This is a genomic window from Oceanobacillus sp. CFH 90083 (assembly GCF_009389585.1).
Lineage (GTDB): Bacteria > Bacillota > Bacilli > Bacillales > Amphibacillaceae > Oceanobacillus.
In genome coordinates this window covers 78,613-99,991 of sequence record NZ_VIYG01000012.1, presented here as the reverse complement: position 1 = coordinate 99,991, position 21,379 = coordinate 78,613, and the positions used below count along the sequence as shown (strand labels likewise).

37 protein-coding genes and 1 pseudogene are annotated in these 21,379 nt (G+C 39.8%); all 38 read left to right on the top strand.

Annotation, left to right across the window (positions count from 1 at the left end; translation table 11 throughout):
* Nucleotides 1-99 precede the first annotated feature (99 nt).
* A complete protein-coding gene (gene rpsJ, locus FLK20_RS16870) occupies nt 100-408 on the top strand; it encodes a 30S ribosomal protein S10 (RefSeq protein WP_152657755.1) in 309 nt (102 codons plus the stop codon).
* Nucleotides 409-436: 28 nt separating this feature from the next.
* Entirely contained in the window at nt 437-1,066 is a 630-nt protein-coding gene (rplC, locus tag FLK20_RS16865) for a 50S ribosomal protein L3 (protein WP_152657754.1), read from the top strand.
* Nucleotides 1,067-1,092: 26 nt separating this feature from the next.
* Nucleotides 1,093-1,716 carry a 50S ribosomal protein L4 gene (gene rplD / locus FLK20_RS16860; RefSeq protein ID WP_152657753.1) on the top strand — a complete coding sequence of 208 codons (624 nt, stop codon included), beginning with the start codon at nt 1,093-1,095 and terminating at the stop codon, nt 1,714-1,716.
* Nucleotides 1,716-2,003 carry a 50S ribosomal protein L23 gene (gene rplW, locus FLK20_RS16855; RefSeq protein ID WP_152657752.1) on the top strand — a complete coding sequence of 96 codons (288 nt, stop codon included), beginning with the start codon at nt 1,716-1,718 and terminating at the stop codon, nt 2,001-2,003. Before rplD ends, rplW begins: the two co-directional genes overlap by 1 nt.
* A 46-nt stretch (nt 2,004-2,049) precedes the next feature.
* Nucleotides 2,050-2,880: a 50S ribosomal protein L2 gene (gene rplB / locus FLK20_RS16850; RefSeq protein ID WP_152657751.1), complete on the top strand. Its 831-nt coding sequence runs from the start codon at nt 2,050-2,052 to the stop codon at nt 2,878-2,880.
* 57 nt (nt 2,881-2,937) lie between these two features.
* On the top strand, nt 2,938-3,216 hold the full coding sequence (gene rpsS, locus FLK20_RS16845) for a 30S ribosomal protein S19 (protein ID WP_152657750.1): 279 nt from the start codon (nt 2,938-2,940) through the stop codon (nt 3,214-3,216).
* An 18-nt stretch (nt 3,217-3,234) separates the two neighbouring features.
* Complete coding sequence (gene rplV, locus FLK20_RS16840) at nt 3,235-3,576, top strand: 50S ribosomal protein L22 (RefSeq protein ID WP_152657749.1); 342 nt, start codon at nt 3,235-3,237, stop codon at nt 3,574-3,576.
* Nucleotides 3,577-3,579: 3 nt separating this feature from the next.
* Nucleotides 3,580-4,221: a 30S ribosomal protein S3 gene (gene rpsC / locus FLK20_RS16835; protein ID WP_152657748.1), complete on the top strand. Its 642-nt coding sequence runs from the start codon at nt 3,580-3,582 to the stop codon at nt 4,219-4,221.
* An 18-nt stretch (nt 4,222-4,239) separates the two neighbouring features.
* Complete coding sequence (gene rplP, locus FLK20_RS16830) at nt 4,240-4,674, top strand: 50S ribosomal protein L16 (RefSeq protein WP_152657747.1); 435 nt, start codon at nt 4,240-4,242, stop codon at nt 4,672-4,674.
* Entirely contained in the window at nt 4,664-4,864 is a 201-nt protein-coding gene (gene rpmC, locus FLK20_RS16825; RefSeq protein WP_040985079.1) for a 50S ribosomal protein L29, read from the top strand. Before rplP ends, rpmC begins: the two co-directional genes overlap by 11 nt.
* Nucleotides 4,865-4,890: 26 nt before the next feature.
* Nucleotides 4,891-5,154, top strand: a complete 264-nt coding sequence (gene rpsQ / locus FLK20_RS16820; protein ID WP_077605113.1) for a 30S ribosomal protein S17 — start codon at nt 4,891-4,893, stop codon at nt 5,152-5,154.
* A 42-nt stretch (nt 5,155-5,196) separates the two neighbouring features.
* Nucleotides 5,197-5,565 carry a 50S ribosomal protein L14 gene (rplN, locus tag FLK20_RS16815; protein WP_077605112.1) on the top strand — a complete coding sequence of 123 codons (369 nt, stop codon included), beginning with the start codon at nt 5,197-5,199 and terminating at the stop codon, nt 5,563-5,565.
* A 190-nt stretch (nt 5,566-5,755) separates the two neighbouring features.
* Complete coding sequence (gene rplX, locus FLK20_RS16810) at nt 5,756-6,067, top strand: 50S ribosomal protein L24 (RefSeq protein ID WP_042530803.1); 312 nt, start codon at nt 5,756-5,758, stop codon at nt 6,065-6,067.
* Between the two features lie 27 nt (nt 6,068-6,094).
* Nucleotides 6,095-6,634 (top strand): 50S ribosomal protein L5, encoded by a 540-nt coding sequence (gene rplE / locus FLK20_RS16805; protein ID WP_152657746.1) that lies wholly within the window; start codon nt 6,095-6,097, stop codon nt 6,632-6,634.
* A 28-nt stretch (nt 6,635-6,662) separates the two neighbouring features.
* Nucleotides 6,663-6,848 (top strand): type Z 30S ribosomal protein S14, encoded by a 186-nt coding sequence (locus FLK20_RS16800; RefSeq protein WP_152657745.1) that lies wholly within the window; start codon nt 6,663-6,665, stop codon nt 6,846-6,848.
* A 29-nt stretch (nt 6,849-6,877) separates the two neighbouring features.
* A complete protein-coding gene (gene rpsH, locus FLK20_RS16795) occupies nt 6,878-7,276 on the top strand; it encodes a 30S ribosomal protein S8 (RefSeq protein WP_152657744.1) in 399 nt (132 codons plus the stop codon).
* Nucleotides 7,277-7,308: 32 nt separating this feature from the next.
* The gene (rplF, locus tag FLK20_RS16790) at nt 7,309-7,845 is read left to right on the top strand and encodes a 50S ribosomal protein L6 (protein WP_152657743.1); all 537 of its coding nucleotides are present in this window, start codon (nt 7,309-7,311) and stop codon (nt 7,843-7,845) included.
* 30 nt (nt 7,846-7,875) lie between these two features.
* On the top strand, nt 7,876-8,235 hold the full coding sequence (rplR, locus tag FLK20_RS16785; protein ID WP_152657742.1) for a 50S ribosomal protein L18: 360 nt from the start codon (nt 7,876-7,878) through the stop codon (nt 8,233-8,235).
* A gap of 28 nt (nt 8,236-8,263) precedes the next feature.
* Entirely contained in the window at nt 8,264-8,764 is a 501-nt protein-coding gene (gene rpsE, locus FLK20_RS16780) for a 30S ribosomal protein S5 (protein ID WP_194165655.1), read from the top strand.
* Nucleotides 8,765-8,777: 13 nt separating this feature from the next.
* Nucleotides 8,778-8,960, top strand: a complete 183-nt coding sequence (rpmD, locus tag FLK20_RS16775; protein WP_077605106.1) for a 50S ribosomal protein L30 — start codon at nt 8,778-8,780, stop codon at nt 8,958-8,960.
* Between the two features lie 29 nt (nt 8,961-8,989).
* Complete coding sequence (rplO, locus tag FLK20_RS16770) at nt 8,990-9,430, top strand: 50S ribosomal protein L15 (protein WP_152657740.1); 441 nt, start codon at nt 8,990-8,992, stop codon at nt 9,428-9,430.
* A 1-nt stretch (nt 9,431) separates the two neighbouring features.
* Nucleotides 9,432-10,727, top strand: coding sequence for a preprotein translocase subunit SecY (gene secY / locus FLK20_RS16765; RefSeq protein WP_152657739.1), 1,296 nt, complete (start codon nt 9,432-9,434; stop codon nt 10,725-10,727).
* A gap of 30 nt (nt 10,728-10,757) precedes the next feature.
* Complete coding sequence (locus FLK20_RS16760; RefSeq protein WP_152657738.1) at nt 10,758-11,402, top strand: adenylate kinase; 645 nt, start codon at nt 10,758-10,760, stop codon at nt 11,400-11,402.
* A gap of 462 nt (nt 11,403-11,864) precedes the next feature.
* The gene (gene infA, locus FLK20_RS16755; protein ID WP_040985051.1) at nt 11,865-12,083 is read left to right on the top strand and encodes a translation initiation factor IF-1; all 219 of its coding nucleotides are present in this window, start codon (nt 11,865-11,867) and stop codon (nt 12,081-12,083) included.
* Between the two features lie 31 nt (nt 12,084-12,114).
* Nucleotides 12,115-12,228 carry a 50S ribosomal protein L36 gene (gene rpmJ / locus FLK20_RS16750; RefSeq protein ID WP_010095733.1) on the top strand — a complete coding sequence of 38 codons (114 nt, stop codon included), beginning with the start codon at nt 12,115-12,117 and terminating at the stop codon, nt 12,226-12,228.
* A 23-nt stretch (nt 12,229-12,251) separates the two neighbouring features.
* The gene (gene rpsM, locus FLK20_RS16745) at nt 12,252-12,617 is read left to right on the top strand and encodes a 30S ribosomal protein S13 (protein ID WP_152657737.1); all 366 of its coding nucleotides are present in this window, start codon (nt 12,252-12,254) and stop codon (nt 12,615-12,617) included.
* A gap of 21 nt (nt 12,618-12,638) precedes the next feature.
* Nucleotides 12,639-13,028 carry a 30S ribosomal protein S11 gene (gene rpsK / locus FLK20_RS16740; protein ID WP_040985036.1) on the top strand — a complete coding sequence of 130 codons (390 nt, stop codon included), beginning with the start codon at nt 12,639-12,641 and terminating at the stop codon, nt 13,026-13,028.
* Nucleotides 13,029-13,230: 202 nt separating this feature from the next.
* Nucleotides 13,231-14,175: a DNA-directed RNA polymerase subunit alpha gene (locus FLK20_RS16735; protein ID WP_152657736.1), complete on the top strand. Its 945-nt coding sequence runs from the start codon at nt 13,231-13,233 to the stop codon at nt 14,173-14,175.
* 45 nt (nt 14,176-14,220) lie between these two features.
* On the top strand, nt 14,221-14,574 hold the full coding sequence (gene rplQ, locus FLK20_RS16730; RefSeq protein WP_147211524.1) for a 50S ribosomal protein L17: 354 nt from the start codon (nt 14,221-14,223) through the stop codon (nt 14,572-14,574).
* Between the two features lie 649 nt (nt 14,575-15,223).
* Entirely contained in the window at nt 15,224-16,066 is an 843-nt protein-coding gene (locus tag FLK20_RS16725) for an energy-coupling factor ABC transporter ATP-binding protein (RefSeq protein ID WP_152657735.1), read from the top strand.
* Nucleotides 16,042-16,911: an energy-coupling factor ABC transporter ATP-binding protein gene (locus FLK20_RS16720; RefSeq protein ID WP_152657734.1), complete on the top strand. Its 870-nt coding sequence runs from the start codon at nt 16,042-16,044 to the stop codon at nt 16,909-16,911. The genes FLK20_RS16725 and FLK20_RS16720 overlap by 25 nt, the downstream gene beginning before the upstream one ends.
* Nucleotides 16,904-17,701, top strand: a complete 798-nt coding sequence (locus FLK20_RS16715) for an energy-coupling factor transporter transmembrane component T family protein (RefSeq protein WP_152657733.1) — start codon at nt 16,904-16,906, stop codon at nt 17,699-17,701. The genes FLK20_RS16720 and FLK20_RS16715 overlap by 8 nt, the downstream gene beginning before the upstream one ends.
* Before the next feature lie 25 nt (nt 17,702-17,726).
* Nucleotides 17,727-18,500 carry a tRNA pseudouridine(38-40) synthase TruA gene (gene truA / locus FLK20_RS16710; RefSeq protein WP_152657732.1) on the top strand — a complete coding sequence of 258 codons (774 nt, stop codon included), beginning with the start codon at nt 17,727-17,729 and terminating at the stop codon, nt 18,498-18,500.
* A 194-nt stretch (nt 18,501-18,694) separates the two neighbouring features.
* On the top strand, nt 18,695-19,132 hold the full coding sequence (gene rplM, locus FLK20_RS16705) for a 50S ribosomal protein L13 (protein ID WP_152657731.1): 438 nt from the start codon (nt 18,695-18,697) through the stop codon (nt 19,130-19,132).
* 19 nt (nt 19,133-19,151) lie between these two features.
* The gene (gene rpsI, locus FLK20_RS16700; RefSeq protein WP_152657730.1) at nt 19,152-19,544 is read left to right on the top strand and encodes a 30S ribosomal protein S9; all 393 of its coding nucleotides are present in this window, start codon (nt 19,152-19,154) and stop codon (nt 19,542-19,544) included.
* A gap of 84 nt (nt 19,545-19,628) precedes the next feature.
* The gene (locus FLK20_RS16695) at nt 19,629-19,751 is read left to right on the top strand and encodes an IS3 family transposase (RefSeq protein ID WP_152657778.1); all 123 of its coding nucleotides are present in this window, start codon (nt 19,629-19,631) and stop codon (nt 19,749-19,751) included.
* 106 nt (nt 19,752-19,857) lie between these two features.
* Nucleotides 19,858-20,106 (top strand): annotated as a pseudogene (locus tag FLK20_RS16685) (JAB domain-containing protein); the annotation flags it as partial.
* A 246-nt stretch (nt 20,107-20,352) separates the two neighbouring features.
* Nucleotides 20,353-21,057 (top strand): class I SAM-dependent methyltransferase, encoded by a 705-nt coding sequence (locus FLK20_RS16680; RefSeq protein ID WP_152657727.1) that lies wholly within the window; start codon nt 20,353-20,355, stop codon nt 21,055-21,057.
* Nucleotides 21,058-21,379: the final 322 nt, after the last annotated feature.

Below are 21,379 nucleotides of genomic sequence, written 5' to 3'. Positions count from 1 at the left end.
GAAGGTTGTTGGCACACCCGGCCCCTTTGCCATGGCGGAGTGCTAAGGAATTTTCGCTGAGAATGTCTATAATTATATAGGCGAGAAGGAGGGAAAATGATGGCAAAAGAGAAAATCAGAATTCGTTTAAAAGCATACGATCACCGTATTTTAGATCAGTCTGCTGAAAAGATTGTGGAAACTGCAAAGCGTTCCGGAGCAAAAGTGTCTGGTCCAATTCCACTGCCGACTGAGAAATCTGTTTACACAATTCTTCGTGCAGTTCATAAGTACAAAGATTCTCGTGAGCAGTTCGAAATGCGTACGCACAAGCGTCTGATCGATATTCTTGAGCCTACACCAAAAACGGTTGATGCGCTGATGCGTTTAGATCTTCCATCTGGTGTAGATATTGAAATTAAATTATAATTCGTTTTAAATACAGGAGGTGTAACGGATGACGAAAGGAATCTTAGGTCGTAAAATCGGCATGACTCAGCTTTTCTCTGAAAATGGAGAACTTGTACCAGTAACAGTCGTTCAAGCTGAGGCAAATGTTGTGTTGCAAAAGAAGACATTAGAAAATGATGGTTATGAAGCGTTGCAAATCGGTTTTGCTGATAAAAAGGAATCACGTACAAATAAAGCGGAAAAAGGTCATGCTGAGAAAGCAGGCACTGCCCCTAAGCGCTACGTTCGTGAAATCCGTGGCGCAGAAGTTGCCAACTATGAAGTTGGGCAAGAAATCAAAGTGGACATCTTTGAAGCTGGAGAAAAAATTGATGTGACAGGTACATCTAAAGGGAAAGGATTCCAAGGTGCTATCAAGCGTCACAATCAACAACGCGGACCAATGTCTCACGGTTCTCATTATCATAGAGGCCCTGGTGCAATGGGAGCAATTGATGCAATGCGCGTTTTCAAAGGCAAGAAATTACCAGGTCACATGGGTTCTGAACAAGTAACTATTCAAAACCTTGAAGTAGTTAGTGTAGATGCTGAAAAGAATTTACTGCTAATCAAAGGAAATATCCCTGGTGCAAAAAAATCTTACGTGAAAATTACGAGTGCAGTAAAAGGTAACTAATCACATAAACGAAGGGAGGATATGTCATGCCTAAAGTAGCACTTTTAAAACAGGATGGAAGTAATGTTGGAGAAATCGAATTAAATGACGCTGTTTTTGGTATTGAACCAAACACACATGTACTTCATGAAGCGGTTGTTATGCAACGTGCATCTTTACGTCAAGGTACACATGCTGTAAAAAATCGTTCTGAAGTTCGTGGTGGAGGTCGCAAGCCATGGCGTCAAAAAGGAACTGGTCGTGCACGTCAAGGGTCAATCCGTTCACCACAATGGGTTGGCGGTGGAACTGTTTTCGGACCAACTCCACGTAGCTATAGCTACAAATTACCAAAGAAAGTTCGTCGCTTAGCGTTGAAGTCTGCATTATCTTCTAAAGTGAAAGAAGAAGGTTTGTTTGTTTTAGAAGCAATCACAATTGATGCTCCAAAAACAAAAGAAATTGTTAACATCCTAAACGGATTGAAAGTTGAAGAGAAAGCACTTATCGTTCTTTCTGAGAATGATGAAACAGTTGCACGTTCTGCAAACAACTTACAAAACGTAAAGGTATTAACGGTAGAAGGATTGAATGTACTTGACTTGCTTACGCATGACAAGCTGATCATCACAAAGGATGCAGCTGAAAAAGCAGGGGAGGTGCTCGCATAATGAAAGATCTGCGCGATGTAATTAAACGCCCTGTCATTACAGAGAATTCTGCTGACCTAATGGCAGAGAAAAAATATACGTTTGAAGTAGCTGTAAAAGCGAACAAAACAGAAATCAAAGATGCTGTAGAAGCCATCTTTGGTGTTAAAGTTGAAAAAGTAAACACAATGAACCTTAAAGGTAAATTTAAGCGAATGGGCCGTTACGGTGGATATCGCCCTGACCGCAAAAAAGCTATCGTTCAGTTAACAGAGGATAGCAAAGAATTAGATTTCTTTGAGGCTTAATCATAACAACGAATAAATACAATTTAAACTAAAAGGAGGGACAACGATGGCGATTAAAAAGTATAAACCAACCTCAAACGGTAGACGTAATATGTCTGGCTCAGATTTTGCAGAGATTACTACGAGTACCCCAGAGAAATCCCTTTTAGCTCCATTATCTAAACGTGGTGGACGTAATAACCAAGGGAAATTAACGGTTCGTCATCAAGGCGGCGGTCACAAGCGCCAATACCGTATTATCGACTTCAAGCGCGATAAAGATGGTGTGCCAGGACGCGTTGCTACAATCGAATACGATCCTAACCGTTCAGCAAACATTGCATTAATTCATTATGCTGATGGTGAGAAACGTTATATCCTTGCTCCGAAAAACATCCAAGTAGGGCAAGTTATTGAATCTGGTGAAAATGCAGATATTAAAGTAGGTAACGCATTACCACTGGGAAGCATTCCTGTAGGTACAGTTATCCACAATATTGAATTAAAACCAGGACGCGGAGGACAATTAGCACGTTCTGCAGGTGCAGAAGCTCAAATCCTTGGACGCGAAGAAAAGTATACTTTAGTACGTCTTGCTTCTGGAGAAGTTCGTTTAATCTTAACAACTTGCCGTGCTACAATCGGCCAGGTAGGTAACATTGAGCATGAACTTATCCGTATAGGTAAAGCTGGTCGTTCCCGTTGGAAAGGTAAACGCCCAACTGTCCGCGGTTCTGTAATGAACCCTAATGATCACCCGCATGGTGGTGGTGAAGGACGCGCACCAATCGGACGTAAATCACCAGTATCACCTTGGGGTAAACCAACACTTGGTTACAAAACGCGTAAACGCAATAAACCATCTGATAAGTATATCGTTCGTAGACGTAAAAAATAAACGGAAAAACGGGCGGGCACTAAAACCCGTCTCTAATCCCTGGAAGGAGGCTTATCCATGGGTCGTAGCTTGAAAAAAGGACCTTTTGCAGATGACCATCTAATGAAGAAAATTGAAGTGTTAAACACAGAAGACAAGAAGCAAGTTATAAAAACCTGGTCTCGTCGCTCTACAATTTTCCCGCAGTTCGTTGGTCACACAATTGCAGTATATGATGGACGTAAGCATGTACCAGTATATATCACTGAAGATATGGTCGGTCATAAATTAGGTGAGTTCGCACCAACTCGTACGTATAGAGGACACGCTGGTGACGATAAAAAAACAAGACGTTAATGAGAGGAGGTACTAGGCATGCAAGCTAAAGCCGTTGCGAAATCAGTTCGTATTGCTCCTCGTAAGGTTCGTTTAGTTGTAGATCTAATTCGAGGAAAAGAGGTTGGCGAAGCAATCGCTATTTTAAAACATACACAGCGCGGAGCTTCTCCAGTCGTAGAAAAGGTATTAAATTCTGCAGTTGCTAATGCAGAGCATAACTATGAAATGGATGCAGACAATCTGGTAGTATCTGAAGTATTTGTAAACGAAGGCGCTACTTTGAAACGTTTCCGTCCACGTGCACAAGGACGTGCAAGCAGAATCAATAAACGTACTAGCCACATTACAGTTGTGGTAACTGAAAAGAAGGAGGGATAGTCAGTGGGTCAAAAAGTAAATCCAACAGGTCTTCGCGTAGGTGTCATTAAAGACTGGGAGTCTAAATGGTACGCTGGTAAAGACTATGCAGACTTACTACATGAAGATATTAAAATCAGAGAATATCTTGAAGGACGTCTTAAAACGGCTGCTGTTTCTTCTATTGAAATCGAACGCGCAGCAAACCGTGTAAACATTACGATTCATACTGGTAAGCCAGGAATGGTAATTGGTAAAGGCGGATCTGAAGTTGAAGCTTTACGTAAATCTTTAAATAACTTAACTGGCAAACGAGTTCATATCAATATCGTTGAAATTAAAAAAGTAGATATTGATGCAACACTTGTAGCTGATAATATTGCTCGTCAATTAGAAAACCGTATCTCATTCCGTCGTGCTCAAAAGCAAGCTATCCAACGTGCGATGCGTGCTGGAGCAAAAGGAATTAAAACACAAGTATCTGGACGTCTGGGCGGTGCGGATATCGCTCGTGCAGAACATTATAGTGAAGGAACAGTACCACTTCATACTTTACGTGCTGACATTGATTACGGTACAGCAGAAGCTGATACTACGTATGGTAAATTAGGTGTTAAAGTATGGATCTATCGTGGAGAAGTCCTTCCAACAAAAACCGATAAATAAGGGAGGGGGCTCATTACTATGTTAATGCCTAAACGTGTTAAATATCGTAGACAACATCGTGGTAAAATGAGAGGCCAAGCAAAAGGCGGTACAACTGTTTCTTTCGGAGAATATGGTTTACAAGCTCTTGAGGCTTCTTGGATCACAAGCCGCCAAATCGAGGCAGCGCGTATCGCAATGACTCGTTACATGAAGCGTGGCGGTAAAGTTTGGATTAAAATCTTTCCAGACAAACCATACACTGCAAAGCCTTTAGAAGTTCGAATGGGTTCCGGTAAAGGTGCTCCAGAAGGATGGGTAGCAGTTGTAAAACCAGGTAAAATTATGTTTGAAATCGCAGGTGTATCTGAAGAAGTAGCCCGTGAAGCACTTCGCTTAGCTTCTCATAAATTACCTGTTAAAACGAAATTCGTAAAACGTGAAGAAATTGGTGGTGAAAGCAATGAAGGCTAAAGAAATTAGAGATTTAACCACTGCCGAAATTGAACAGAATGTAAAAACATTAAAAGAAGAATTATTTAATTTACGTTTCCAATTAGCTACCGGCCAATTGGAAAACACTGCACGTATCCGTGAAGTACGTAAATCAATTGCTCGTCTTAAAACGGTTGTTCGCCAACGCGAACTAAGCGCAAATAACTAAAGATTCCAGAGGGGAGGTTAACCTCAATGTCTGAACGTAATGATCGTAAAGTTTATACTGGTCGTGTTGTATCCGACAAAATGGATAAAACTATTACAGTTTTAGTTGAAACTTACAAGTTCCATAAGCTTTATGGAAAACGTGTTAAGTATTCTAAGAAATTCAAAACACATGATGAAAACAATGTTGCAAAAACTGGTGACATCGTACGTATCATGGAAACTCGCCCGCTATCAGCTACAAAGCGTTTCCGCTTAGTAGAAGTAGTCGAAGAAGCGGTAATTATTTAATAAAGTTCGCTCGGAAGGTATCCGAAGGGAGGTCACAGTGTTATGATTCAACAAGAAACTCGTTTGAAGGTTGCAGATAACTCTGGTGCTCGTGAAGTATTAACCATTAAAGTATTAGGCGGTTCCGGTCGTAAAACTGCCAACATTGGTGATGTCATTGTTTGTACGGTCAAACAAGCAACACCAGGGGGCGTTGTCAAAAAAGGTGACGTTGTAAAAGCAGTAATTGTACGTTCTAAATCTGGCGCTCGTCGTAAAGATGGTTCTTACATCCGTTTTGATGAAAATGCTGCCGTAATTATTCGTGATGATAAAAGTCCAAGAGGAACTCGTATCTTCGGACCTGTTGCACGTGAATTACGTGATGCTCAGTTCATGAAAATCGTATCTCTAGCTCCAGAAGTTTTATAAATGTTTGTTCAAAATAGGCGATAAAAAGGACCGAGAAGTTCGAGGCAGCGCAGGTTTGAGCAGCGGAGTGTATGCAATTAGATACATGAGCAGCGGAAAGCCAAGCTAACGAAGAAATTAGGTGCGTCATTTTTATTGGTGGTTTGAACATCCTAAGTAGAAATTTCCTCATCAAGGAGGTGCGTAAAGCATGCATGTAAAAAAAGGTGATAAAGTCAAAGTGTTATCCGGTAAAGACCGCGGTAAAGAGGGTACTGTATTAGAAGCATTCCCAAAGAAAGAGCGTGTATTAGTAGAAGGCGTGAACATGATTCAAAAACATGCGAAACCTTCTCAAGATAATCCGCAAGGCGGAATCTTGAATATCGAAGCTCCAATTCATGTTTCTAATGTATTGCCAATCGATCCGAAGTCCGGAGAACCAACTCGTGTTGGCTATGAAATAAAAGATGGTAAAAAAATCCGTATTGCAAAAAAATCCGGTGAAGCATTAGATAAATAAGTTTTTCTGTGAAAGGAGGGCTAACACATGAATGAATTAAAACAAAAATATCAAGATGAAATCACTTCATCTTTAATGAATAAATTTAATTATAATTCCGTAATGGAAGTACCTAAAGTAGAGAAAATCGTGATCAACATGGGTGTTGGTGACGCAGTACAAAACTCCAAAGCATTAGATAGCGCTGTGGAAGAATTAGCTTTAGTTTCTGGTCAAAAACCATTAATCACTCGTGCAAAGAAATCCATCGCAGGTTTCCGCCTTCGTGAAGGTATGCCAATTGGTGCAAAGGTTACTCTACGTGGAGAACGCATGTATGAGTTCCTGCAAAAACTGATTGCTGTATCACTTCCACGTGTACGTGACTTCCGCGGTATTTCTAAAAAAGCATTTGATGGACGTGGAAACTACACGTTAGGTGTAAAAGAACAGTTAATTTTCCCAGAAATTAATTATGATAAAGTAAGTAAAGTTCGTGGTATGGACATTGTTATTGTAACAACATCTAATACAGACGAAGAAGCTCGTGAACTTTTAGCTGGATTGGGCATGCCTTTCCAAAAGTAGACATGAGCTAATAAAAGGAGGGAAAGTTTTGGCTAAAAAATCTATGGTAGCGAAACAAAAGCGCCCGCAAAAGTATAAAGTACAAGAGTATACACGCTGTGAACGCTGTGGTCGCCCGCATTCAGTAATTCGTAAATTTAAACTTTGCCGTATTTGTTTCCGTGAACTTGCCTATAAAGGTCAAATTCCTGGTGTCAAAAAAGCAAGTTGGTAATCCCCGATTCGGGAAGGAGGTAATTAGTAATGGTTATGACAGATCCAATTGCAGATATGCTTACTCGCATTCGTAATGCGAACATGGTTAAACATGAACAATTAGAGCTTCCTGCTTCTAAAATTAAAAAAGAGATCGCTGATATCCTGAAACGCGAAGGCTTTGTGAAGGATTATGAGCTCGTTGAAGACAATAAGCAAGGTATATTACGTATCTTCTTAAAATACAGTGCAAACGAAGATAGAGTTATTACAGGAATTAAACGTATCAGTAAACCAGGTTTACGCGTATATGCTAAAGCAGATGAAGTACCACGTGTATTAAACGGACTTGGCATTGCTATCGTATCAACTTCTAACGGAATGCTTTCTGACAAAGAAGCACGTTCTCAAGCAGTTGGCGGCGAAGTACTAGCATACGTTTGGTAAAAACTTATAAGTTATAAGAGGAGGTGCAGGGAATGTCTCGTGTCGGACTTAAGCCTATTGAAATTCCAGAAGGTGTAGAGTTGAAGTTCAACGGAACTACACTAACAGTTAAAGGACCAAAGGGTGAATTAACAAGAGATTTTCATCCAGATATTAAAATCAACGTTGAGGGTAATATCGTAACTGTAGAACGCCCAAGTGATCATAAAGATCACCGTGCACTACATGGTACTACTCGCAGTTTAATCAATAATATGGTAGTTGGAGTAAGCAAAGGTTTTGAAAAATCATTAGAAATCAACGGTGTTGGTTACCGTGCTCAAAAGCAAGGAAACAAAACAGTTGTTAACGCTGGTTATTCACATCCTGTTGAGCTTGACCCAATTGACGGTATTGAAATCGAAGTACCTAAAAACACACAAATCGTTGTGAAAGGTATCGATAAAGAATTAGTAGGAGCAGTTGCTGCTAATATCCGAGCAATCCGCCCGCCGGAGCCTTATAAAGGTAAAGGAATTAAATATGCGGATGAATATGTACGTCGTAAAGAAGGTAAAACTGCTAAGTAAGTTTTTTAGCCCGAGAAAGGAGTGACCCAGATGATCACAAAGCCTGACAAAAATGTTATTCGTAAAAAACGTCACAATCGTGTGCGTAAAACATTATCAGGAACTGCAGAACGTCCACGTTTAAATGTGTTCCGTTCTAACAAAAACATTTATGCTCAACTGATTGACGATGTAAATGGCGTAACGCTTGCAAGTGCTTCTACAGTTGATAAAGAACTTGGAATCAATGGCGGTAATGTCGATGCTGCTAAGCAAGTCGGAGCAGCTATTGCAAAACGTGCAGTTGAGAAAGGATATAAATCCGTCGTATTTGATCGTGGTGGTTATTTATATCATGGACGTATCAAAGCTTTAGCAGAGGCAGCTCGTGAGGAAGGCCTTGAATTTTAAGAGTAAAAGGAGGTAACCATCTATAATGATTATGAATATTGATCCGAGCAAATTAGATCTTGAAGAACGTGTTGTTACGGTCAACCGTGTTGCAAAGGTTGTAAAAGGTGGACGTCGTTTCCGCTTTGCAGCATTAGTAGTTGTAGGTGACAAAAACGGTCATGTAGGTTTCGGTACTGGTAAAGCACAAGAAGTACCTGAAGCTATTAAAAAAGCAGTAGATGATGCGAAGAAAAACTTAATTACTGTACCAATCGTAGGCACAACCATTCCACATGAAATTCATGGACAGTTTGGTTCTGGTAACGTATTGATGAAGCCAGCTTCTGAAGGTACTGGAGTTATCTCTGGTGGTCCGGTACGTGCGATTTTAGAGCTTGCTGGTGTAGGTGATATCCTGACAAAATCATTAGGATCAAACACACCAATCAACGTTATCCGTGCTACATTGAACGGTTTAACAAATTTAAAAACAGCTGAGGACGTAGCGAAATTACGCGGGAAGTCTGTTGAAGAACTGTTAGGATAAGGAGGGAATCACGATGTCTAAAAAATTAGAAATAACCCTCACTCGCAGTGTTATCGGTGGCACTGACGTTCAACGTAAAACGGTTGAAGCGTTAGGGTTGAAGAAAATTCGTCAATCGGTTGTACGTGAAGATACTCCAGCCGTTCGCGGTATGGTTAACAGAGTGTCCCACTTATTGACAGTTAAAGAAGTTTAATAAATTTTGTGTAAAGAGGAGGTGCTCGCATGAAACTTCATGAATTAAAAGCAGCTGAAGGATCCCGTAAAGAAAGAAACCGTGTAGGCCGCGGAACTTCTTCTGGTAACGGGAAGACTTCTGGTCGTGGACATAAAGGTCAAAAAGCGCGTTCCGGTGGTGGAGTAAGACCTGGTTTCGAAGGTGGACAAATGCCTTTATTCCAACGTTTACCTAAACGTGGTTTTACAAACATTAACCGTAAGGAATATGCTATTGTGAACCTTGACACGCTTAATCGCTTTGAAGAAGGAACTGAAGTTACGCCGGAGCTATTACTAGAAACTGGTGTCGTAAGCAAATTAAATGCTGGAGTTAAGATTCTTGGAAAAGGGAAATTAGAAAAGAAACTGACTGTTAAAGCTCATAAATTCTCTGCATCTGCAAAAGAAGCAATTGAAGCAGCGGGCGGTCAATCTGAGGTGATCTAATTTGTTTCAGACACTCTCCAACTTTTTGCGTGTAAAAGATATAAGAAATAAAATTATATTTACACTGCTTATGCTTATTATATTCCGTATCGGCACGTTTATTACTGTGCCTTTTGCAGATAAATCAGCAATTGAGTTTATGATGAACCAGCAAAATATGTTTGGTTTCATCAATACATTTGGTGGTGGGGCGCTTGAAAATTTCTCTATCTTTGCGATGGGAATCATGCCTTACATCACCGCATCAATTATCATGCAGCTGCTGCAAATGGATGTTGTTCCGAAGTTCGCTGAATGGAAGAAGCAGGGGGAAATGGGGCGGAAGAAAATTGCGCAAGTAACACGCTATGCAGCTATTGGTATCGCCTTTATTCAAGCAATTGCTATGTCTATTGGCTTTAATGCCATGGCAGGCGGATTACTTATCCATGATCCCGGCGTCATCAAATTCTTAATGATTGCTATCGTATTAACTGGCGGAACAGCTTTTCTTATGTGGTTAGGTGAACAGATTACTGCTCACGGTGTAGGTAATGGTATTTCTATTATTATCTTTGCCGGTATCGTTGCTGCTATTCCAAATGGCGCGGCTCAATTATACAATCAATACTTCTCTAATCCGGGAAGTGAATTGTTTATCAATATTGTTATTGTAACGTTAATTGTATTAGTAGTTATCGCTGTTACGGTTGGAATTATATTTGTCAACGAAGGTTTGCGGAAAATTCCAATTCAGTATGCAAAGAAGGTAGTCAATCGTACACCAGTAGGCGGACAGTCAACGCATCTGCCAATTAAGGTAAATGCGGCAGGGGTAATTCCAGTAATTTTTGCAATTGCCTTTATGATTGCACCTACAACGATTGCCGGTTTTTTTGAAGGCAACCAAATAGCAAGTACAGTGACGTACATTTTCGATTACACACAGCCAGTAGGTATGGTAATCTATGTTGCACTGATTATTGCTTTCTCCTATTTCTATACATTTGTTCAGGTTAATCCGGAACAAATGTCAGAGAACTTGCAAAGGCAAGGCGGTTATATCCCTGGTATTCGTCCGGGACACAATACAGAGGAATATTTAACAAGGGTTATTCGCAGATTGACTTTTGTTGGGTCCATATTCTTAGCATCTGTTGCCGTATTCCCAATTATCTTGGGTGGTCTTGCAAATCTGCCACAAACAGTTCAAATCGGCGGTACGAGTCTGATCATCGTTGTCGGTGTTGCATTAACAACAATGAAACAGCTGGAAGGTCAGCTTGTGAAGCGACATTATAAAGGGTTTATTAAGTAAATTTCCTGCCTACAAAAGCGAGGGGAAACAATGAATTTAATCTTAATGGGGCTACCTGGTGCCGGGAAAGGTACCCAGGCCGAAAAAATGGAAGAAAGATATAATATCCCTCACATTTCAACAGGGGATATGTTCCGATTAGCTATTAAAGAAGGCACAGACCTTGGAAAAAAAGCGAAGGAATATATGGATCAGGGAAATCTTGTTCCAGATGAAGTAACAATCGGTATCGTCAAGGAGCGCTTAGCAAAGGATGATTGTGCAGAAGGATTTCTATTAGATGGATTTCCGCGTACCATCGCTCAAGCTGAAGCACTGCAAGAGTTGACAGCTGATTTGAATAGAACCATCGACTATTGTATACATGTTGATGTACCAGAAGAAAAATTGGTAGAGCGTTTAACTGGACGGAGAATTTGTCCGACTTGCGGAACAACTTATCATGTTATCTATAATCCTCCAAAAGAGGAAGGTATCTGTGATAAGGATGGCTCCCAGTTAATTCAGCGAGATGATGATCAACCTGAAACGGTGAAGAAACGGTTAGCCGTTAACGTAGAGCAAACACAGCCATTACTTGATTTTTATCAAGATAAAGGATATCTTGTGAAGGTAGACGGTGATCGTGATATTAACGACGTCTTCTCCGACATTGAGTCCATTTTGGATAAATAAGTCAGCTATTTAATAAACAGAATAGGTGCAAAACCTACATTTGCGAGTTATAATAGGTGAGATAATGTGTAATGCTTTTATCAAACACGATAAAAAATTGGTTCATCAACCTTTTGATATAAAACGAACAATTGCCTAGGTGATGGTGAGAGCAGATATACGTTAACAAATTGATTTTCTGAACTTAAGATCCATTTGTACGTATGATGCAGGATAGTGATTCAGGTCAGTACAATTGATATCTCGGTTGTGAACGGCCGGTTGTCCTACGCTGGCCAATGGAGGAAGCAGTGCTCTGATCAATCATTTCAAATGATGATGGTGCGCTACATGTACGTTTGATATTTCCCTGAAAAGACCTTAAAGTCTGGTAAAACCATGGCTTGTCACAAAAGGGAAATGAGGCTTTATCCCAAATTAAGATAAGGTTGTAACTGATTTGAAGAAGGGAGATCACACACAATGGCGAAAGACGATGTTATTGAAGTAGAAGGTACAGTGACAGATACATTGCCGAATGCGATGTTTAAAGTTGAGCTTGAAAATGGCCATACAGTATTGGCGCATGTATCTGGTAAAATCCGTATGCACTTTATCCGCATTTTACCAGGCGATAAAGTAACGGTTGAACTTTCTCCGTATGATTTAACCAAGGGACGAATTACGTACCGTTATAAATAAACGAGCTCCGATCTAAAAGGAGGTAATGGTGATGAAGGTAAGAGCATCTGTAAAACCAATTTGCGAGAAATGCAAAGTCATCAAACGCAAAGGTAAAGTAATGGTAATTTGTGAAAATCCAAAACACAAGCAAAAACAAGGCTAAAAAACAGGAGGTGCTAGTATTCTATGGCACGTATTGCAGGTATTGATATTCCACGTGATAAGCGTGTAGTAATTTCCTTAACATATGTTTATGGTATTGGAAAAGCTACTGCACAGGAAGTCCTTAAAGAAGCAGGCGTTTCTGAAGATACTCGTGTCCGTGATTTAACGGAAGACGAATTAGCAAGAATCCGTCAAGCAATTGATAGCTACACTACAGAAGGTGATCTTCGTCGTGAAGTATCTTTAAACATCAAACGCTTGATTGAAATCGGTGCTTACAGAGGTATCCGTCATCGTCGCGGATTACCAGTCCGTGGACAAAAAACAAAGAACAACTCTCGTACACGTAAAGGCCCACGTAAAACAATGGCTAACAAGAAAAAGTAATGTAAGGAGGTAAGCTTACAAATGGCACGTAAAACAAATACGCGTAAACGTCGTGTGAAAAAGAATATAGAATCAGGCATTGCTCATATCCGTTCTACTTTTAACAATACAATTGTTACAATTACGGATACGCAAGGTAATGCTATTGGATGGAGCTCTGCTGGTGCTCTGGGCTTTAAAGGATCTAAAAAATCAACTCCGTTTGCTGCACAAATGGCTGCTGAAACAGCTGCGAAGTCTGCAATCGAAAACGGCATGAAAACATTAGAAGTTACTGTTAAAGGACCTGGCGCTGGCCGAGAAGCTGCAATTCGTTCTTTACAGGCTGCTGGATTAGAAGTTACAGCAATTGTTGACGTAACTCCAGTTCCTCATAATGGTTGCCGCCCGCCAAAACGTCGTCGTGTTTAATTTAACCGTATAGAATTTGTCAATCTGTTAATAATGATTGGTAAAACGTACGGTTTCTACATGTGTAGATAAACAGATTCCAAGGACAGTTCGTACGAAAGATTTTTAGGTAGCGCAGAAACGCCAACTGCCTATTTGAGGAATTTCGGTTAGACTATGTTGTCTAGCCGGGGTTTCGACGTTTTAAAGGAGGTTTTGTTAAATGATCGAGATAGAAAAGCCAAAAATTGAAACGGTTGAAATTAGCGATGATGCTATGTTTGGTAAATTTGTAGTTGAACCGCTAGAACGTGGATATGGTGCCACACTTGGAAACTCCTTGCGTCGTATCTTACTATCCTCACTACCAGGTGCTGCTGTGACAACCGTTCACATCGACGGAGCACTGCATGAATTTTCAACGATTGACGGGGTTGTGGAGGATGTAACTACTATCATTCTTAACTTGAAAAAGCTTGCACTGAAAATCTACTCTGATGAGCCGAAAACATTGGAAATTGATGTTCAAGGTGAAGGAGCAGTAACTGCTGCAGACTTAACATATGATAGTGATGTGGAAGTAATGAACCCTGATCTTCATATTGCGACATTAAACAGTAAGGCTAATCTTCATATGAAGTTAACAGCTGAAAGGGGTCGCGGTTATCGTCCGGCAGAAGAAAACAAGTTTGATGATCAACCAATTGGCGTGATTCCAATTGATTCCATTTTCACACCAGTATCACGTGTTACCTATCAGGTAGAGAATACACGTGTAGGTCAAATCGCTAATTATGATAAACTGACATTGGATGTTTCGACGGATGGTAGTATTCGTCCGGAAGAAGCTGTTTCTTTAGGTGCGAAAATTATTACGGAGCATTTAAATATTTTTGTCGGCTTAACCGATGAAGCACAGAACGTTGAGATTATGGTTGAAAAAGAAGAAGATCAAAAAGAAAAAGTAATGGAAATGACCATTGAAGAGCTTGATCTTTCTGTTCGTTCTTACAACTGTTTGAAGCGTGCTGGCATCAACACGGTTCAAGAGCTTGCAAATAAATCAGAAGAAGATATGATGAAGGTTCGTAATTTAGGACGTAAATCATTAGAAGAAGTAAAAGTAAAATTAGAGGATCTGGGATTAGGTCTTCGAGATGATGACTGATTAGACCAGTCACCTGTAGAGTTTCGAAAAAGGGAGGGATAGTCCGTGGCTAGAAAATTAGGACGTACAACAGATAGTCGTATGGCTCTTCTTCGCAACCTTGCATCTGATTTGATTATTCATGAACGTATTGAAACAACAGAAGCAAAAGCGAAAGAGTTAAGATCGATTGTAGATAAAATGATTACTCTTGGTAAGCGTGGCGATTTACATGCACGCCGTCAAGCTGCAGCATTTTTATACAATAAAGAAGCGGATGAAGAAAACAACGTAGTTCAAAAATTATTTGATGATGTTGCTGCGCGCTATGAAGATAGACAAGGTGGATATACACGCGTTCTTAAACTTGGTGAACGCCAAGGCGATGGCGCTAAAATGGCAATCATTGAGTTGGTTTAATTTACTACAAACGGCAAGGGGCAGGACTCAATCTCTCTCAGAGGTTATCCAAGCCCTTTTTTTGTATTGAAAAATGGTTATTAACTAGGCTCTTGACCAAAATCTATGGTTGACAAATTAGAGGTAAATTTGATATCAGCGGAAAAACACTACGCTTTCCCATAGGAGTCTACGTGTTTTTCCTCCGCTAGATAGTTTCAATACCATATTTACTCTTTAATTTTAACCATTGATTTTGGTGTAGACCCATTAACTAGCTAATAAATTAGTTTTTGTTTAAAGAAATCGGCAAATATTTCTATAGTTTTTGTGTGATAAAGAGAACCTAAAAGATATTTTAGTAAGTACCCAGCGGAAGAAATACACGGAGACTCCCGTGGGAATGCGCAGTGTGAAGACCCCGCAGAAAAGCGGTTTTCTTTTCGAGGAGGCTGAGGACAAGCCCACAGGAAAGCGTAGTGTATTTCTGGGGCTGCGATTACTCGCCCCATCAAAAAGAGTTGGAGCGTTGGCTAGAAATACTATCAAACTTCATTAGCCAGGGTTTTTGAACAAATACTTTCATTCATCAACTGCTATGAGTAAAATAATAACCATGACAGATAAAGCAAATTACATAATAGAAAAAACAGGAGGAGGGGGTGTCTGGATGGATAGAAAAAAGCTGGTAGAGTTTAAGAATGTTTCCTTTCAATATGAAGAAGAAGGGGCACTTGTATTAAATCAGGTTTCTTTTGAGATTTATGAAGGTGAATGGGTTGCTATTATAGGCCATAACGGCTCTGGAAAGTCCACTATCGCCAAGCTGCTGAATGGACTATTAATGCCAAAGGACGGAGAAATCATTGTCGATGGTCAAAAAGTAGATGAGGATACAGTGTGGAATATACGTAAAGATATAGGAATGGTCTTTCAAAATCCAGATAATCAATTTGTTGGTGCAACCGTTCAAGATGATGTGGCATTTGGAATGGAAAACAGAGGAGTTCCCAGAGAAGAGATGAGAGAGAGAATCCAGCGCACCTTATCCGCTGTCCGTATGCAGGATTATTTAATCACAGAACCGCACCGTCTATCCGGCGGGCAAAAGCAGCGTGTAGCTATTGCCAGTGTTTTAGCGATAGCTCCAAAGGTATTAATTTTAGATGAAGCAACTGCTATGCTTGATCCGACAGGCAGAAAGGAAATTATGCACACGGTAAACGATATTCAGGAATCAGAAGGGCTGTCTCTGATTACGATAACACATGACCTGCAGGAGATTGTCCAGGCTGATCGTGTGATTGTCATGAATAAGGGACAAATTTGGGAAGAAACAACACCAAGAGAGCTATTCTTACAGCGGGAAGCATTACGTGAAATTGGGTTGGATGTGCCATTTGTTGCACAATTAACCGATGAGCTGATGAAGCAGGGAGTCGAATTAACAGAAGCAGCATTAAACCACGAAGAGTTGTTGGAGGAATTATGGAAATTCAATTCAAAGATGTAAGTTACATTTATCAAGAGAATAGCCCTTTTGCCCACCAGGCCCTTGAGAATATTTCCTTTACAGTCGAATCTGGCTCCTTTGTAGCTGTTATCGGTCATACAGGCTCCGGGAAATCAACCCTTATTCAGCATTTAAATGGTTTAAGTCTGCCAAGCAGGGGTGAGATAACAATTGGTGATTTCCGGCTTACTTCAGAAGGAAAGCCTAAGGACATCCGTGATTTAAGAAAAAAAGTTGGCGTTGTCTTTCAATATCCGGAACATCAGTTATTTGAAGAGACCGTTGCCAAAGATATTGCCTTTGGCCCTAAAAATTTTGATGTAGGACAGGAAGAAATTGATGCCAGGATAGAGAAGCTCCTCCCTGCTGTCGGTCTCCCTGAAGAAATACTGGAGCGATCGCCATTTGATTTAAGTGGCGGACAGAAGCGGCGTGTAGCCATAGCGGGTGTGCTGGCAATGGGACCGGAAGTCTTAGTATTGGACGAACCGACTGCCGGACTCGATCCGCGCGGGCAGCGTGAAATCATGGATATGTTTTATCAGCTGCATCAGGAGCGTAATCTGACTACTGTATTAGTGACACATAGTATGGAGGATGCGCTGGCTTACGCAGATAAAATCATTATCTTAAATAAGGGACAAAAATATATGGAAGGTGCGCCGCTTGATGTGTTTAAGCAAGTAGATAAGCTGCAAGAGGTACAATTAGGTATCCCGGAGGTTATTCATTTTCTGAATCAGTATAATGAACGCTTTGGAACTTCTTTAAACTATCAGTATCAACCCCTGCAAGAATTAGCAAATGAGATAAAAAGGCAGCTGGGGGTGGGTTCGGATGAATAATGCTTTAATCATTGGTCAATATGTCCCTGGAAGCTCCTTTATTCACCGGTTAGATCCAAGAACGAAAATCACGGTCGTCTTTTTCTTTGTGATTGTTGTCTTTTTTGCAAATAATATACCGACTTATAGCTTATTAACAGCTTTTTCATTGCTTTGTGTGCTGAATTCAAGAGTACCATTGCGGTTTATATTAAAAGGGCTGCTGCCTGTCTGGTTTTTAATTATTTTTACATTTATTCTGCATCTGATTATCACAAATGAAGGAAATCTCTTGGTAGATTGGGGATTTATTCAGATTTACAGCGGGGGAATTATCCAGGGGGCTGCCATCTCCTTACGCTTTTTTCTGCTGATCCTGACGACTTCTTTATTAACCTTGACAACAACACCAATTGAAATCACGGATGCAATGGAGGAGATGCTTCATCCCTTGAAAAAAATTAAATTTCCTGTCCATGAGCTGGCGTTGATGATGTCGATTTCCTTACGCTTTATCCCAACGCTGATGCAGGAAACAGATAAAATTTCCCGTGCGCAGGCTGCACGTGGTGTTGATTTTCGTACAGGTCCAGTCAAAGATCGGATTATGGCAGTAATTCCGTTGCTGGTTCCTTTGTTTGTCAGCGCATTTAAGCGTGCCGAGGATTTGGCAATGGCGATGGAAGCACGCGGTTATCAAGGTGGAGAAGGAAGAAGCAAGCTCCGTGAATTGCATGTAGGTGCCAAGGATATTCTGGTTCTGATCGGTTTTGCACTGATGCTGGCGGCATTATTTATACTGAGACAGTAATAGTTGGAAGGAAAGGGTAGATATAATGGAAAGGATAAAATGTACAATTGCGTATGATGGCTCCGGATTTGCCGGCTTTCAGGTACAGCCTGATCACCGGACTGTCCAGGGCATGCTGGAAAAAGTCTTGGCCAAAATGCATAAAGGCGAAATGATCCGCATTCAGGCATCAGGACGGACAGATACTGGTGTTCATGCCGTCGGGCAGGTGATTCATTTTGATACCCCTTTAACGATTCCTGAGCGCAATTGGAAGCAGGCTATCAATACACTTCTGCCAGATGATGTCTGGATAACCACTGTCGAGAAGGTCCCTGATACATTTCATGCCCGCTACAGTGTGAAGCAGAAGGAGTATCATTATATTGTTTTAAACAGGGAAGATCCGGATGTGTTCCGCCGGAATTATGCATTGCACTTTCCAAAAAGCCTTGATATGAAAGCCATACAAGCTGCCTGTAAGCATTTAGAGGGTGCACACGACTTTACCACCTTTTCTTCTGCAAAATCATCTGTGAAAGGCTCTAAAGTACGCACATTATTCCAAGCATCCTGTATGAAAAAGGAAGATGACATTGAATTTGTTTTCCGGGGCAGCGGCTTTTTATACAATATGGTGCGAATTATGGTCAGTGCACTTTTGGATGTAGGGATTGGAAAGCGGAACCCTGAGGATATACCAGCACTTTTAGCTGCAAAAGAAAGAGGCCAGCTGGGGAAGACGATTTCTCCAAATGGGTTGTATTTATGGAAAGTAAGCTATAATGAACCCGAAGAAGAGAAGCTTTCTGTTGACTAAATGAATATGGCTAATAAAAGCAATATTTTTTTCAATTACTTGCATACTAGGCTTGACTTTTAGTCCGGAAAGTTATAATATGATATATGGCATTTTATTTCTAAACCATGATTAGCCCCGGAATCTAATTATGTTAAGAATAAAAATATGATTACGAATAGTAAAGAATGATTGATATATGGAGGGAAAAAATTATGCGCACAACTTTCATGGCAAATGAAGCGAATATCGAACGCAAATGGTTGGTTGTGGATGCGGAAGGGCAACGTTTAGGACGTTTAGCAAGCGAAGTAGCTGCTATCTTACGTGGTAAACATAAACCTACGTACACACCACATGCAGACACTGGTGATTATGTAATTATCATCAATGCAGACAAAATTGAACTATCAGGAAACAAAATCAATGACAAAATGTACTACAATCATTCCCATCATCCAGGTGGGCTGAGAACACGTAACGCATACGAAATGCGTACAAAGTATCCTGAAGAAATGCTTGAAGTTGCAGTTAAAGGGATGCTTCCAAAAGGACCTTTAGGTCGCAAAATGAAAAAGAAATTGCACGTATATAGAGGCGCTGAGCACAACCATCAAGCTCAAAAACCAGAAGTTTACGAACTTCGCGGATAATTAAAGGGAGGTAAATGAATTGGCACAAGTACAATACTACGGCACAGGTCGCCGTAAAAAGTCAACTGCCCGCGTACGTCTAGTACCCGGTACAGGAAATGTTACAATCAATGGTCGCGATGCTAGAGACTATTTTCCATATGAAACACAACTTTTAATCTTGAACCAGCCGCTTGCTACTACAGAAACTCAAGGAACTTACGATGTTCTTGTAAATGTACACGGCGGAGGATTCACTGGTCAAGCAGGTGCAATCCGTCACGGAATCGCACGTGCATTATTACAAGCAGATCCAGAGTATCGTGCTTCTTTAAAAACAGAAGGATACCTTACTCGTGATGCTCGTATGAAAGAGCGTAAGAAATACGGTCTTAAGAAAGCTCGTCGTGCACCTCAGTTCTCAAAGCGTTAATATTTCAAGAAGCCCTCAGCCGTTGTGGTTGGTGGGCTTTTTTATTTAATATAGCTGTATTAGTTACATGGTAAGTTATGAAAAATTAAAAAACAGATTGAAGAATATATCCACTGGTATAATCATGAACGAGCAAAAGAAAAATTGGCTGGATTGAGTCCAGTCAAAATATCGAACTCAATCCAGCCAATCAACTGCATAATATAACTTTTGGGTAACCACCTATTTTAGCCTTTATTTGAATGGATAACCTTGATTTGTATATAATACGGGGTACTTTTTCAACCATGCTATGACATCATCATTAGGCTTTCATCGCTGTCATGTTGGTTCGTTGAATGCCTTACTCATTCATCCACGCGAGGTGTTTAAATCAGCAATACTTAATAACGCAGCTTGTACATCAGCATCCAAGTGGCGACATCACACCATCGATGGAAGACATTAATGTTACAAAGAGATTAGTCGATGCTGGAAAGCTACTTGGCATCGAAGTACCCGATCACTTAGTAGTAAATATAATAACAGCTTTACTTGCCTAAAAGAAAGAGACTATATTTAAAAAGGGAGATCTGACTCCCTTCTTTTCTTCCAGATATATTCGTATTTAATAAATGCAGGTTTTGGTAGTATGATTGTTAGAGTTAATATATCATATAGAATATTGAACATTACATATTAAGGTGTTTTTATTCAATGAAATTCTCAAAGCTTACGCACAACAGTTTAGTAGAAGAAGAAAAAGGTTAAGTTTTTGAGTAAATTATGATAGTATAAATTTAATTTGTATTATATGAGGTGAGTTTAGTTGAGTAGAGTTGAGCAGAGTACAAAATTAGATTTAGAACGAATTGTTTTTATTGGAAGAACCTTTGAAGAGTATTTGGATATGTTTTCGCTTTCAAAAGAAGAACTAGAAGGAAAAAAAATACTCGATTGTCCAGCAGGAGCTTGTTCATTTACTGCTGTTGGTAACAAACAAGATTTAGATATAACAGCTGCTGACATTGCATATTATCATTCAAAGGAAGATCTATATAATAAAGGTCTTCAGGATATTGAACACACTATGGAACTTATGGAAAAAGCGCAAAGCAATTATATTTGGGATTATTTTAAAGATGTTGAAAGTCTTAGAAAACATCGTTTGAGTGCCTTGAAAAATTGTGCTAACGATATGGGGGAATCGAGTGAACGATACGTTCCAGTCACTTTGCCTTCCATACCGTTTAAGGATGGAGAATTTGATATTCTTCTTTCTGCACATTTTCTATTTATGTATGCTGACCGATTAGATTACCAATTTCATATAAAAACGCTAAATGAATTATTGAGAGTTACTAAAGAGGAGATCCGCATTTTTCCTTTAGTTGATTTGGAAGGCAAACGATATGAGCATTTAGATAAATTAATAAGTTATCTTGCTGAAAATGGATGCACAGTTGAAGAAGTAAAAGTGCCATATGAATTTCAGGCAAATGCTAACTTGATGTTAAAAATAAAAAAAGGGTAACAAAGAAAGAGACTGTACAAAACCCAGTAAAAATAGAAAAAATGACTTTTTATATATATGGTAGAAAGTCACTTTTTTAATTTGATTAAAAAATGAAATAAATGTACAAAAAAAGGATACCTTCTGATAAAGTTAAAGTACCACTACAAAAACAGAATCGGAAAAGAAATTATTCCAGAAATCAAACGGGAAAGCCCAGAAGAAATATCGACAAAAGAANTAGAAAAAATGACTTTTTATATATATGGTAGAAAGTCACTTTTTTAATTTGATTAAAAAATGAAATAAATGTACAAAAAAAAGATACCTTTTGATAAAGTTA